Source organism: Candidatus Kapaibacterium sp. (assembly GCA_025059875.1).
Classification (GTDB): domain Bacteria; phylum Bacteroidota; class Ignavibacteria; order Kapaibacteriales; family HRBIN21; genus HRBIN21.
Genome location: JANXCT010000002.1, coordinates 477,573 through 490,772, shown reverse-complemented (window position 1 = coordinate 490,772; position 13,200 = coordinate 477,573). Strand labels below are relative to the sequence as shown.

Annotated in this window: 12 protein-coding genes; 6 read left to right on the top strand and 6 right to left on the bottom strand. The window is 59.8% G+C overall.

The annotated features are described in order from the left end of the window. Positions 1-31: 31 nt before the first annotated feature. The 3 genes from murQ to NZ960_04735 all read right to left on the bottom strand — a co-directional run bounded on the left by murQ (position 32) and on the right by NZ960_04735 (position 2,682). On the bottom strand, positions 32-1,015 hold the full coding sequence (murQ, locus tag NZ960_04745) for an N-acetylmuramic acid 6-phosphate etherase (GenBank protein ID MCS7176914.1): 984 nt from the start codon (positions 1,013-1,015) through the stop codon (positions 32-34). Beyond that, complete coding sequence (locus NZ960_04740; GenBank protein MCS7176913.1) at positions 996-2,327, bottom strand: AAA family ATPase; 1,332 nt, start codon at positions 2,325-2,327, stop codon at positions 996-998. Before NZ960_04740 ends, murQ begins: the two co-directional genes overlap by 20 nt. A gap of 70 nt (positions 2,328-2,397) precedes the next feature. After that, on the bottom strand, positions 2,398-2,682 hold the full coding sequence (locus NZ960_04735; protein ID MCS7176912.1) for a PaaI family thioesterase: 285 nt from the start codon (positions 2,680-2,682) through the stop codon (positions 2,398-2,400). 14 nt (positions 2,683-2,696) lie between these two features. On the opposite strand from NZ960_04735, the gene NZ960_04730 reads away from it, so the two are divergent. The 6 genes from NZ960_04730 (at position 2,697) to ptsP (ending at position 9,849) form a co-directional block, all read left to right on the top strand. Beyond that, entirely contained in the window at positions 2,697-2,837 is a 141-nt protein-coding gene (locus NZ960_04730) for a hypothetical protein (GenBank protein ID MCS7176911.1), read from the top strand. Between the two features lie 120 nt (positions 2,838-2,957). After that, a complete protein-coding gene (gene ileS, locus NZ960_04725; GenBank protein ID MCS7176910.1) occupies positions 2,958-6,212 on the top strand; it encodes an isoleucine--tRNA ligase in 3,255 nt (1,084 codons plus the stop codon). Positions 6,213-6,235: 23 nt separating this feature from the next. Next, the gene (locus tag NZ960_04720) at positions 6,236-6,802 is read left to right on the top strand and encodes a TraR/DksA C4-type zinc finger protein (protein MCS7176909.1); all 567 of its coding nucleotides are present in this window, start codon (positions 6,236-6,238) and stop codon (positions 6,800-6,802) included. 20 nt (positions 6,803-6,822) lie between these two features. Beyond that, complete coding sequence (locus NZ960_04715) at positions 6,823-7,389, top strand: signal peptidase II (protein MCS7176908.1); 567 nt, start codon at positions 6,823-6,825, stop codon at positions 7,387-7,389. 410 nt (positions 7,390-7,799) lie between these two features. Beyond that, positions 7,800-8,063: an HPr family phosphocarrier protein gene (locus NZ960_04710; GenBank protein MCS7176907.1), complete on the top strand. Its 264-nt coding sequence runs from the start codon at positions 7,800-7,802 to the stop codon at positions 8,061-8,063. Between the two features lie 61 nt (positions 8,064-8,124). Next, positions 8,125-9,849, top strand: coding sequence for a phosphoenolpyruvate--protein phosphotransferase (gene ptsP / locus NZ960_04705; protein MCS7176906.1), 1,725 nt, complete (start codon positions 8,125-8,127; stop codon positions 9,847-9,849). A 2-nt stretch (positions 9,850-9,851) separates the two neighbouring features. Here the strand turns inward: ptsP and NZ960_04700 are convergent, their stop codons facing one another. Genes NZ960_04700 through NZ960_04690 form a run of 3 tightly spaced genes read right to left on the bottom strand, consistent with a single transcriptional unit; the run spans position 9,852 to position 13,187 of the window. After that, a complete protein-coding gene (locus tag NZ960_04700; protein ID MCS7176905.1) occupies positions 9,852-11,015 on the bottom strand; it encodes a 5-(carboxyamino)imidazole ribonucleotide synthase in 1,164 nt (387 codons plus the stop codon). 58 nt (positions 11,016-11,073) lie between these two features. Then, a complete protein-coding gene (locus NZ960_04695) occupies positions 11,074-12,567 on the bottom strand; it encodes a magnesium chelatase (GenBank protein ID MCS7176904.1) in 1,494 nt (497 codons plus the stop codon). Then, positions 12,564-13,187, bottom strand: a complete 624-nt coding sequence (locus NZ960_04690) for a riboflavin synthase (GenBank protein ID MCS7176903.1) — start codon at positions 13,185-13,187, stop codon at positions 12,564-12,566. Before NZ960_04690 ends, NZ960_04695 begins: the two co-directional genes overlap by 4 nt. Positions 13,188-13,200 lie beyond the last annotated feature (13 nt).

Genomic DNA, 13,200 nt, shown 5'->3' with positions numbered 1-13,200 from the left:
GCCTGTAGAGAGATAGGCGGTGAGGCGAGGTTTAAGGCTTGTTAGCGCGAGCTAATAGGGCTTCCCGCAGCCGACCGTGGTGTGCTTCTAGGAGGCTGCGGGCTTCCTCAGCCGGGAGGTTTGTCAGTAGCATAAAGAGCGCCAGTTTCGTGCTTCCTTGTGCTTCCTGGAGGGCGCATTCGGCCGTGGGGGCATCAACACCTGTAAGGAGCATTAGGATACGCCGACACCGCTGGCGGAGCTTGTAGTTGAGCGGCTGCAGGTCTACCATGATGTTGTGGTACGTCTTGCCCAAGCGGATCATGGCCGCAGTGGTGAGCATGTTGAGGACCAGCTTCTGGGCCGTTCCAGACTTCATTCGGGTAGAGCCGGCAATGACTTCGGGGCCGACTTCGGGACAGATGAGGATGTCGGTGTAGCGTGCGATCTCCATCTGCTGGACGAGCCTCCTGGGGTTGGTCGTTACCAAGAGTGTGGTAGCACCGCGGCGATGGGCCTCTTGAAGGGCTCCGATGACGAACGGTGTGCGAGCAGAGGCGGCGATGCCGCAGACGACGTCTTTGGCTGTCACGCCGCGGGCAGCAATTGCTGCAGCGCCGTCGTCTCGCCGGTCTTCAGCACCCTCTTGGGCTCGGAAGACAGCAGCCTCCCCGCCAGCGATGAGAGCTTGGACCATCTCCGGTGGTGTCCCAAAGGTTGGCGGGCATTCGGCGGCGTCCATAATCCCCAGGCGTCCGCTCGTGCCTGCTCCGACGTAGATGAGCCGGCCTCCATTGCGGAAAGCCTCGACAATACGGTCTACTGCTTCCGCAATCGCAGGAATTTCCTGGGCAACGGCGGGAGCTACTTTGTGATCCTCGGCGTTGATGATTTCCAGGATCTGTCGGGTGTCCAGAAGGTCTATGTCCCAGCTTGCGGGATTGTTCTGCTCTGTCAGTAGGCGAGCAAGCTCCTCATCTCCTGCGGCGGGGACTGTCGCAGCGGCCTCTTCTGCTCTACGGCGACGCCTCGCCATCTCGGTATCCTAATTCGCGTAGGAGGGCCTGCCGTTCTATCTCCAGTTGGCGGATGCGCCGCTCGAGCTGGTCTAATTCCTCCGGCAGGGAGTCCATCTCCATGCGGCGTCGGCTTGCAGCCTCATCGATGAGGTCTATGGCCTTGTCTGGTAGGAAGCGGTCAGTGATGTAGCGGGCTGCGAGCTGGGCCGCGGCAACGATAGCCGCATCGGTGATACGCACGCCGTGGTGGAGCTCATACCGTTCCTTGATCCCTCGGAGGATCGAGATGGTGTCCTCCACACTGGGCTCGTCGACGAAGACCTTTTGAAAGCGACGCTCTAAGGCGGGGTCTTTCTCGATGTGCTTCTGGTACTCGTCCAAGGTTGTAGCACCAATGCAGCGCAGCTCGCCGCGGGCCAGCGGGGGCTTTAGGATGTTGGCGGCATCGATGCTGCCTTGCGCTGCCCCGGCCCCAACGAGGGTGTGGATCTCATCGATGAAGAGGATGATCTCGCCGTTGGACTCAACGACCTCCTTGACGACGGCCTTGAGGCGCTCTTCGAACTGTCCTCGGAACTGTGTCCCAGCAACGAGGGACGGCAGGTCCAGGGCAATGATAGTCTTGGTCTTGAGTGGTTCAGGGACATCGCCAGCTACAATGCGCTGCGCTAGGCCTTCTACGATGGCGGTCTTCCCAACCCCAGGTTCGCCGATGAGGACAGGGTTGTTTTTGGTACGCCGGGTCAGGATCTGCATAACCCGGCGGATCTCCTCTTCCCTCCCAATGACGGGGTCCAGCTTGCCACGGCGGGCCTCTTCATTGAGATTCCGCCCGTAGCGCTGAAGGGCCTGGTACTTCTCTTCCGGCGTAGGGCCTGTGACGCGGTGGGTGCCACGCACGCTCGCTAGGACCCGTAGGAGGGCTTCCCTTGTGACCCCTTGCTCCTGAAGGAGCTGAGCGGCGCTGGAGTGCCCCTCGGCAAGGGCTAGCAAGAGGTGCTCTGTGCTGACGTACTCGTCCTTCAACGCCGAGGCTTGGCGCCATGCTTCTTCCAGGAGCGCTGTAAGCTCGCGTGAAAGGTACTGCTCGACTGCTCCGCTGACCTTTGGAAGCCGATCCAGCTCCTCTTGGATTCGGCGCCGGAGCCGAGAGAGGTCGATCTCCAGTTTGCGGAGGAGGATTGCAGGAATTCCTGCGTCGTCTTCCAACAGAGCGGCCAAGAGATGGAGCGGCTCTATGTACTGGTGCCCAGCCGTCGCAGCCAGTTCACGAGCCTGTTCCAGTGCCTCTTGAGATTTCAGTGTCAGGCGCTGCCATGGAATCGCCATGGTCCTCCGAGGGTCAGCAAAGTACACAGACTATGGCTGCAAGGCAGACGAACGCAGAGGCATTGCAGTGTCAAGGATCAGCGGGGATGCGGATGAGAGCCAACGTAGAGGTTGCCTGTGCAATCAGTGTCTCAGCCGAATCCTGCAGGCAGAAGATACGTGCCTCGGCGAAGTGGAGTCGATGCCCAGCATGGAGGACACGTCCGACAGCACGCAAGCGCTCGCCACGTCCTGGCTGGAAGAAGAGCACGTGGAGCTCTGCTGTGACGGGCTGGAACCCCTCTGGAGTGAGGGTAAAACTGGCGAATCCAGCGGCAACATCCGCCAGTGTTGCGATGAGACCGCCGTGGACGATACCGAGCTGTTGTCATGCTGCGGTCGGAGGGCAACTTCAGCTACGACATGGCCTGGCTCTATGCGGGTCAGTTCACATCCCAGGAGCTTTATGAAGCGCTGGCCGCGGAGAGCAGCGGCGATGGCTTCGCGGAAATGCGGATTCAGTGGAGTTAGCTCCATACCGAAGATGTGTTGCTGGTACTGGGCGAAATTATGGGGCAACGGCCGGACTATCTGGCGTGAAAGCCCTAAAATTGCAAGGCTCTGCAACGAGAGCTCGAGAGTGGGCGCCGAATGTGGCTGGAACAGCTTGGGGAGACGTTGAATCTGTCGGCGTTAGAGCACGAAGTGCTGGCGTTCTGGGAGCGTGAGCGCATCTTCGAGCGCTCACTGGAGCAGCGGCGGCAAGCACCTCGGTTTCGCTTCTACGAGGGTCCGCCAACGGTCAACGGTAAGCCGGGCATCCATCACGTCATGTCCCGGACAATCAAGGACGTGGTGTGCCGCTACAAGACCATGTGCGGGTACTATGTCCGCCGCCAGGCGGGCTGGGACTGTCACGGGCTGCCGATAGAGTTGGCAGTAGAGAAGGAGCTGGGGATCGTTGACAAGCGGGAGATTGAGACAACCTACGGCGTAGAGCGCTTCAACCAGGCCTGCAAAGAGCTCGTCTGGCGCTACATCGAGATGGAGGAGGGCTGGCGGAGTCTGACTCGCCGCATGGGCTACTGGATTGACCTCGACAATGCCTACATCACCTGCTCCAACGAGTACATTGAGTCGCTCTGGTGGGCGCTGAAGCAGTTGTTCGATCGGGGATTAATCTACCGCAGCTTTAAGGTCGTGCCCCAGTCCCCAACAATTGAGACTCCGCTGAGTTCGCATGAGCTGGCCTTGGGCTATCGAGAGGTGCGTGACCCGAGCGTTTTCGTGCGTGTCCGGGTTGTACAGCCGAGCCGTTCTGGTCTGGAGCGGGCGGCACTGTTGGTGTGGACGACGACGCCTTGGACCCTCTTCGGGAATGCGGCGTTGGCAGTCCATCCAGAGGTGACATATGTGCTGGTGCGCAATCGCCGTCCGAATGACCCGCCGGAGGCTGCTGAAGGGCTCATTCTGGCGGAGGCGTGCCTCTCCGTCCTGGAGGGGGAGGTTGAGGTCGTGGAGCGCTTCTCCGGAGCGGAGCTGGTGGGGACGGTCTACGAGCAGATCTTCCCTGACCTTTCGATCGATCGCACGCAGTACCCAAATGCACTGACAGTGCTTCCGGCAGAGTTCGTCACGACAGGAGAGGGAACAGGGATTGTCCATATTGCTCCGGCATTTGGGGTGGAGGACTTTGAGTTAGGGCAGCGCTACGAGCTGCCGCTCCTCCAGCCGGTCACCCCGGATGGGCATTTCACTGAACAAGTTCGCGAGTTTGCCGGGCGGGCGGTCAAGACCTTCCGGTACAACGACCGCGTAGAAGAAGGAGCTGACCGCGACATCGTCGCTGCGCTGCGCCGTATGGGCAAGCTCTACCGGGCAACGTTTGACTACGTGCACACCTATCCCCACTGCTGGAGGACGGGGAATCCAATCATCTACTACGCTCGCCTGTCGTGGTTCCTGAAGTCGCCGGCGTACAAAGAGCGCATGTTAGAGCTCAACGAACAGATTCGCTGGCAGCCGCCGGAGATTGGCGCAGGACGGTTCGGCAACTGGCTGCAGGAGGTCAAGGAGTGGGCGCTCTCGCGCGACCGGTACTGGGGGACCCCGCTTCCCATCTGGATTAGCGAAGATGGGGCGGAGATGTTCGCCATCGGCTCAATTGCTGAGCTTATGGAGGGACTCTACGAGTTCCCAGACGGTCGTCGGGTGCCGTTGCGGGAGGCTGGAGTGGAGATTGATCTACATCGCCCCTTTGTAGACCGCGTCGTATTCCTTCGCAATGGCAAGCTCTTCCGCCGTACGCCCGAAGTGGTGGATGTTTGGTTCGACTCTGGCGCAATGCCCTTCGCGCAGTTCCACTACCCCTTCGAGAACCAGGAACTCTTCGCTGAACAGTTCCCCGCCGACTTCATCGCCGAGGGAGTGGACCAGACTCGTGGTTGGTTCTATACGCTGCACAACTTAGCCACGGTGCTCTTTGACCAGCCGGCCTTCCGCTCTGTGGTGGTCAACGAGCTCATCTTGGACAAGCAGGGGCAGAAGATGTCTAAGTCCAAGGGGAACGTCGTTGACCCCTTCGCAGTCATCGAGCGCTACGGGGCGGATGCTGTTCGGTGGTACCTCCTCTCGGCGAATCCGCCGTGGAAGCCATTGCTCTTCAACGAGGAAGAGATCGGGCGCACGGTGGTGGCGAATTTCCTGCGGGCACTGGTGAACGTGTACAACTTCTTTGCACTCTACGCCCGCATTGACGGGTTCACAGGGGCTGAGCCTGAAGTGCCCATTAGCGAACGTCCGGAGATTGACCGCTGGATACTCTCGCGGCTGCAGGCTGTGCTGCAGCAGTACCGCGAGGCTATGGACGACTATGAGTTGACACGAGCCGTCCGACTCGTGCAGGACTTTGTCTTGGAGGATGTCTCCAACTGGTATGTCCGCCGTAACCGTCGCCGCTTCTGGAAGGGGGAGCGGGACCAGGAGAAGCTGGCAGCCTACCAGACACTGTATTCCGTGCTGCAGGGTACGCTACTGATGATGGCGCCGGTGGCTCCCTTCCTAGCAGAAGCGCTCTACCAGCGCTTGCGCCGCGATGGGCAGCCGCTGTCGATCCACCTTTGGGACATGCCGGAGCCGACGGCAGAGCTGCGGGATGTGGAGTTGGAGCGTCGCATGGGATTGGCGCGACAAATCGTTGGGTTGGTGCGCCAGCTTCGGGAGCGTGCCCAGCTGAAGGTTCGGCAGCCCCTACAGCGGATTCTCATCCCGGCGGCCTCTCAGCAACTGCGGCGAGATATTCGCTCTGTGGAGGCCCTCATCACCGACGAGGTTAACATCAAGGCGATCGAGTTCTTGCCGCTGGAGGTGGACGTTGTGCGGTGGACGGCGAAGCCGAACTACCGACTCTTGGGCAAGCGCTTGGGCAAGCGAATGCCGCTGTTGGAGAAGGCTCTGGCGGAGCTTCCGCAGGCAACCCTTCGGCGCTTCTCCGAGACTGGACGTCTTGTAGTAGAGCTCGAAGGGGAAAGGATAGAGCTGAATCGGGAGGAAGTGGAGCTTCGCAGCACCGAGCTCGAAGGCTGGCTTGTTGCGACCGAGGGGGAACTCACTGTGGCTCTTGACACGACGCTGACGGAGGAGCTTCGTGCTGAGGGTCTAGCGCGAGAGTTCGTCTTCTGGGTCCAGAATCTCCGGAAGCGGGCTGGCCTTGCCGTAACGGACCGAATCCGGATCATCTGTGCGGCGCCGCCAGAGCTGCAGCAAGCTCTGGAGCTGCTCCGTGACTACGTACAACGGGAGACTCTAGCGGAAAACCTTATTTTTGCCCCGTGTCCGTCAGGACAGCCGGTGGACGTCAACGGCTACCGCGCATATGTCTGCGTTGAGCGCTTACAGAGGTCGTAACGACTTGCAGCACGGAAGAGCCAATGCCAGCGAAGCGGAAGAAGAAGGTCTCTGACACTGAAGGAGCAGCTGAGACACAACAGGCGGCCGACACTGCTCAGAGTAGCCCATCTTCAGCAACAGCCGGGCAAACAGCACAATCCTCAACGCAGCCGAAAGTGCGCTACTCGGACGAGGAGCTGGAGATGTTCCGGAAGATCATCCTCGCCGAGAAGCAGAAGACGCTGAAGGAGCTGCGCCTTCTCCGGGAACGGTTAGAGGACTTGAACGCCTTCAACTACATCGAGGAGGGCGGCATCTTCTCGCTACACCCCGCGGAGCAGGGGACGGAGGCTTGGGAGCGAGAGCGGACCTACGTCCAGATCCAGCGCTTGACGGGCTACTTGCAGAAGCTGGAGGAAGCTCTCAAGCGGATCGATGACAAGACCTACGGTATCTGCCGCAAGTGTGGGATCCTCATCGCCAAAGAGCGACTCATGGCGGTACCGATTACGACGCTGTCGGCCTCGTGGAAGATTCACCGCCGCTGCCCCGAGGATGGTATAGACCGCATTATCCCCATCCATAAGGCGAAGGCGCTAAAGGAGTAGTCAAGCTCGGTGTGAGTACTGTGCGCCGGGATTGGCTCGTAGTTGGAGGACTGCTTGCGCTCGATCAGGTGACGAAGCTGCTCGTTAAGGGGTTCCGCGTGGGCCCGTTCGTACACGAGGGGATGCGTCTGGGTGAGAGCCTGCCAGTCCTTGGAGACTGGGTCCGAATTACGTTCGTAGAGAATCCTGGCATTGCCTTTGGACTGCCTGTCGGAGAGGCGAAGGTTCTGCTAACACTCTTCTCCCTTACAGTCAGCATTGGGTTGGGCTGGTATCTACGCCGCCTGCAGTATCTCGGTATCCCGTTTCGGGCACGGCTGAGCGTCGTTTTGCTGTTGGCAGGAGCGACGGGCAACTTCATAGACCGTGCCTTCTACGGAGTGCTCTACGGCGAAGCGCCGCTGCTCCAGGGGAGCGTGGTGGACTTCATCGATGTGGAATTCCCCGATTTCGAGCTCTTCGGGCGGCTATACACTCGCTGGCCCGTCTTCAACGTTGCCGACTCCTGCCTGACGATCGGGGTACTGTTGGCGCTCCTGTTCCATCGCCATCTACCAACACTGCGCCAAGCCCTGCGGAAGGTGTAGGCTGGCACTAGGTTGCTTGTGCTCTCACGCTGTGTATTCCAGTGTTGATGGGCGGCGGGAGAGAGCCTCGGTATGTTCATGGCATTCATGGCAATTGAAGAGTCGGTACTCCTGGCCTCACCTCTTTGGCATAGGGTGGATAGCTTTGCCTGGAGGAGATACTGCGGGAATGCTCGCTCTCTTTACACTGCAGGGCCGAGTGGTCGGGCGTTTCTCTAGTAACTCTACTGGTAACGGACCGTGGCATGCAGAGCTGTTCTTGCTGCCACTGGCTCTGTGCAGTTGGGAAGTGCATGTCAGCTGCCCACTAGAGCTCGAATTCCCTTGCTCCCGCTGCCTTAAGCGGCATACCGCCCATTGGGGCTTCGTTCGTCCAACCTTAAGTTGTTAGGTAGGAGGGACTGAGCGGAATGGTGGAGCGGAGCGTTGTCGTTCGGCTCCCACTGGGGCTCCATGCACGCCCAGCAGCAGAGTTAGCGGTGCTGGCGGCCCGGTTTACTGCTGCGGTTTGGCTTGTCCGAGATGGGATTGCTGCGAATGCAAAGAGTGTGCTTGAGCTTATGAGCCTAGCAGTAGAGCACGGTACAACGGTGGTGGTGCAGGCAGAGGGTGAGGATGCTGACGAGGCGGTGCTTCGAGTAGCTGACTTCTTGCAGAGGGCAGAGGAGGGGTGAGAAGTTACGGCAGTGTTGTAAATTGCCCCGCGAGCTTGTCGGGTCTTCGGGAGGTGTTGGAGTGGAAGTGGACAGTTCCTCTTCGGGACACGAGGGCTTCCTATCCCCCGATACCATCGCAGACCATCCCGCTTCCCCTTGCAACGAACAGTGGCTGGGGGCAATCGCTGCTTCCCCGGGGATTGCGATTGGACCGGCCGTTCTCTGGCTCCCTCCTGCGGCGCGAGGAAGTGATAGCCGTGTGAGTGCGGATGCGGAGTGGGGACGGTATGCCCGAGCAGTTTCAGAACTTCGGCAGGAGCTCCTTTCAGCGCGTGCTGTCGTAGCGGCGGAGGCAGCGGAGGTTGTGCCCATCATTGACAGCTACCTGCACCTCTTGGAGGATGCTTCGTTGGAGGAGCGGGTGCAGGAGCTCGTTATGGCAGGGATGACTGCGGAGCAGGCCCTACAGCGCGTGTTCGATAGCCTCATCGGACGCCTGCGCCGTTCAGCAGATGTGCTCTTTCAGGAGCGGGGGAACGAGCTAGAGCACTTCCTCCAACGGTTCCTTGCGGCCTTACGGCTACCTCAGCGAGACTATGCGCGGACGACGGGCGCCGTTGTTGTTGCTCCGGCGGTGACACCATCGGAGGTCGTGCTACTCCATCGGGCCGGTGCCTGCGGGCTGGTAACAGCCGTCGGTGGTATCACCTCCCACACCACTATCCTGGCCCGCAGTCTGCAGCTGCCAGCAGTTATCGGCGTGCGAAACGCGTTGGGGGCAATCACTGAAGGAGAGCTCGTGGTCGTGGATGGTTACACAGGGACTGTCGTAGTCCGACCTGCGGAGGAGACTCGCCGACGGTACGAGCGCCATCGGGACAGTACCGAGTGGCATCGGCGAATTCTGCGGCGGTTCGCTCGGTTACCGGCAGAGACGATTGACGGGCGACGCTTCCATCTAAGGGTCAACATCACCACGCCACAAGATGTCCAAGAGGCAGATCTCGTTGGTGCGGAAGGGATTGGACTGCTGCGCACCGAGGCCCTCTTCCTACAGCTAGGTCGTCTGCCGAACGAGGAGGAACAGTTCCAGTGGTACCAGGAGCTTGCCCAGCGGTTCTATCCCGATCCAGTCACGATTCGCCTCTTTGACTTGGGAGGCGATAAGTACGGTGAGGGGGCAACGGAGCAAAATCCAGCCTTGGGGATGCGAGGAGTACGATTTCTGCTGCGACATCCAGAAGTGCTGCAGACGCAGTTGAGGGCTATCGTTCGGGTAGCGGCGATATGGCCGAACATCCGCGTCCTTGTACCAATGGTGACGTCCCCACAGGAGCTTACGGCGATCCGTCAACACCTTTGGAGAGTCCAGCAGGAGTGCATTGGAAACGTAGCACAAGCTATCCCCATAGGAGCAATGGTAGAGACCCCGGCAGCTGCTCTCTGCACGGCCCAGCTTGCCGAGGTTGCTGATTTCTTCAGCATCGGCACCAATGACCTTGTACAGTTCACGCTTGCCGTAGACCGCGAGCATGGGCAGCTCGCGGAACTGTTTGAGCCTTTCCATCCGGCAGTGTGGCAGCTCATTGAGAGGGTCGTGGAGGTAGCCCACCAGAGAGGACTACCGGTCGGCATCTGTGGCGAGCTTGCGGCTCATGCTGAGGCCACCGAACTCCTCGTTGGCTTAGGAGTGGACGAACTGAGCACAATCCCAGCGGCTCTCATCCCATTGAAGCACCGGATTCGTCGACTCTCGTACGCGCGGGCTCAGGCTCGGGTCCGCGCACTGACGAATGGCAGCTGAGCTCACCACACCACCCCCTCAGCTGCCTGTTGGGCATGGGCATATGCCTCCTCTAGTGTCTGGCCGACAGCGGTGACATGACCCATTTTGCGGCGTACTCGGCTCTCGCGCTTGCCGTAGAGGTGGAGCCAGGCCTTCCCGACTCGAAGTGCTGGGAGGACAGAGTCAGGAATGCCGCTACCAGAGCGGACCCCCAGCAGGTTAATCATGACGGCTGCCGGTACAATCATCTCTGGCGAACCGAGTGGGAGATTGCAGATGGCGCGGATGCCGTTTTCGAACTGTGAGGTGTAGCAGGCTTCAATGGTGTAGTGCCCAGAGTTGTGCGGTCGCGGGGCCAGCTCGTTGAAGAGGATATCCCCATCGGTAGTCAGGAAGAGCTCGACGCCAAAGACCCCAACCCCATCCACAGCCTCCACGCAGGCTACAGCGATCTCTTGAGCACGTCGCCGGAGAGGCTCTGGAATGGGAGCAGGGGCGTAGACGACGCGACAGACATGGTCTTGCTGAACGGTCTCCACGCAAGGGTAGACGGCTATATCCCCGCGTCGGTTCCGTGCAACGATGACGGCAAGCTCTTTCTGGAGCTGGACGAACTGCTCTACGAGCAGCGAGGAATCGGTTGTGCGCTGCTTCAGTGCTGTCCAGGCTTCGGGGAGGGCTTGCCGATCGTAGACAGTGCGATTGCCATAGCCGTCGTAACCGAAGGTGCGGGTCTTCAGCACAACGGGGAAGCCGTAGTCTTCAGCGAACTGCAGGACGTCATCTGAGCTACTCGCGCCGGCGAAGCTGGGCACGGGGATGCCGGCAGCCACCATCGTCTGCTTCTGTGTGAGCTTGTCACGGACGCGCCGAATCGTCTCCGGGGTAGGATAGACTGGTCGGTGCTGGGCCAGTCCCTCCAGAAGCTCTGGGGCGACGAACTCATTCTCCAGCGTGATGATATCGCTGACACGTAGGAAAGCCTCTAAGGCTTCGCGGGAATTCCAGCCCTCCGGGAACTCTAGCTGCGTCATTCGGCCGGCTGGGGAATCGGCTCCATGCTCGATAATGGCAACGCGCAGTCCCAAACGGTAGGCCGCTTGGGCTAGCATTTTGGCAAGCTGTCCGCCACCGATGATGCCAATTGTGAGCTCGCGGTTTGGTGAGTAGGGAGACGGGAGCATCGGTAGAGTGGTTCACTGAGTGCACAACACCATCTCGAAGCTTTGGCCGCTCGCTGCACTATTCCTCTTCGCGGCTGCGGAAGAGGGTGCCGAGCATGTCCTTGTAGGTAGCGCTGCTGTCTACTTCTTCCTTTGCCAGCTTGGAGTGCTGATGGAGTGCATCCAAGATGAACTCCATAGCAGTTCCTAGCTCGTACGGATTCCGTTCGTCCACCTTTAGGTAGTGGACGGCCAATTGGCGAAGCGTTGGGACGCGGTCTAGTTCCTGGACGAAGCGCTCTGTTGGCATAATGTCGTCAATCACAACGGTATTGCCGGCCTCGAACCAGCGGAGGAGCTCCACGTAGGGACTGGGTTCTGGCGCAGGGCTCCCCTCTCGACGACGCGGCCGGGCCAGCGGATCGGGGAAGTAGAGCTTGAAGGTTTCCCGGACTGCTCGTCCGATGAGGGCTTTTGCAACCTTGACGGGTCCTTCCTGTTCGCCCTCGAAGACGAGCTCTACCTTGCCCGTAATGCCGGTAAGGGCACGCTGGAGGTCGACAATTCGAGGGGCTATGACTGACTCGCCGTTGAGGATGGCTCGGCGTTCGGCATTGGAGATGAGTGCCTCCATCGTCGAGATGCTCAATCGTGCGGAGACCCCTGAGCTTTGGTCAACGAACTCGCTGCTTCGGGCGACAAAGGCAATTGTCTCCACCACTTGCTTCATATACAGCGGCAGGACGACGTGCATGTCAGGAGCACGCTCAATCCAGGCCTCCTGCTCTGTGATAGCGATGGCATCTTCCAGCGTGCGCGGGTAGTGGGTTAGGATTTGCGACTGGATGCGGTCTTTGAGGGGGGTAATGATGGTCCCGCGGCGGGTGTAGTCTTCTGGGTTTGCAGTGAAGACCATGCAGATGTCCAGTGGCAGCCGGACCTTGAAGCCGCGAATCTGGATATCGCGCTCTTGGAGGATATTGAATAGCCCTACCTGGATGCGGGGCTGGAGGTCTGGCAACTCGTTGATGACGAAGATGCCTCGGTTTGTCCGAGGGATGATGCCAAAGTGGATGATGCCTTCGTGAGAGTAGTGCAGCCGCTGAGTGGCAGCCTTGATGGGGTCGATGTCCCCGATGAGGTCCGCAATCGTAACGTCGGGCGTTGCCAGTTTCTCCCCGTAGCGTTCCGAACGATGGATCCACTCGATCGGGGTCTCGTCTCCAAGCTCGGCGATTAGGTCCACAGCGTATTTAGAGATGGGGGCGAAGGGGTTATCGTTGACCTCAGAGCCAGCCACGACTGGGACATACTCGTCCAGGAAGTTGATGAGCATCCGCGCAATCCGGGTCTTGGCCTGGCCGCGCAGGCCCAAGAGGATGAAGTCGTGCTTGGCTAAGATGGCATTGACGAGCTGAGGGATGACGGTGTCGTCGAAGCCGATGATTCCTGGGAAGAGCCGTTCGCGGCGGCGGAGCTTCTCAATGAGGTTGCGCCGCATTTCTTCTTTGACCGGTACCACGCGGTAGCCGCTGCGCTTGAGCTCCCCCAGGGTACGGGCGGTTGGCTTCATTCTGTATCGGTCTGCTGGAAGAATAGGCGCACGTACGGACGCAGTAGACTCTCGACGTATTTTGCGACGACGTCGAACTCTAAGTTGACGGTATCGCCTTTCTGGAGGAGCCCTAGGGTCGTTCGGCGGAGCGTCTCGGGAATCAGAGCAACCATGAAAGCTCCGCTCCGTAGGCGGGCAACTGTCAAGCTAACCCCGTCAACGCAGATAGAGCCATGGAGGACGACGTACTGCTGGAATGCTGGTGGTAGCTCAATCCAGAGTCGATGTTCGCCGGATTCGCGTTCGACCGCTATGATCCGGCTAGTACAGTCTACGTGTCCTTGGACAATGTGGCCGTCGAGGCGTCCCGAGGCAGGACATGCTCGTTCCAGATTGACCCAGGAGCCAGTTCGCAGGAGTCCTAGCGTTGTCTTCCGTAGAGTCTCCGGAACAACGTCCACATAGAAGCGGTCGCCCTCTGTGGAGACCACAGTAAGACAGGCCCCATTGACCGCAACAGAAGCTCCCGGCCGTAGCTCTGGCGCTATTTCTGGGGCTTCGAGCCAGTACCGGTAGCCTGACGTCGTACGGCGCCGACGCACTACTCTGCCTCGAGTCTCTACGATGCCGGTAAACATCAGAGGCTTGGAG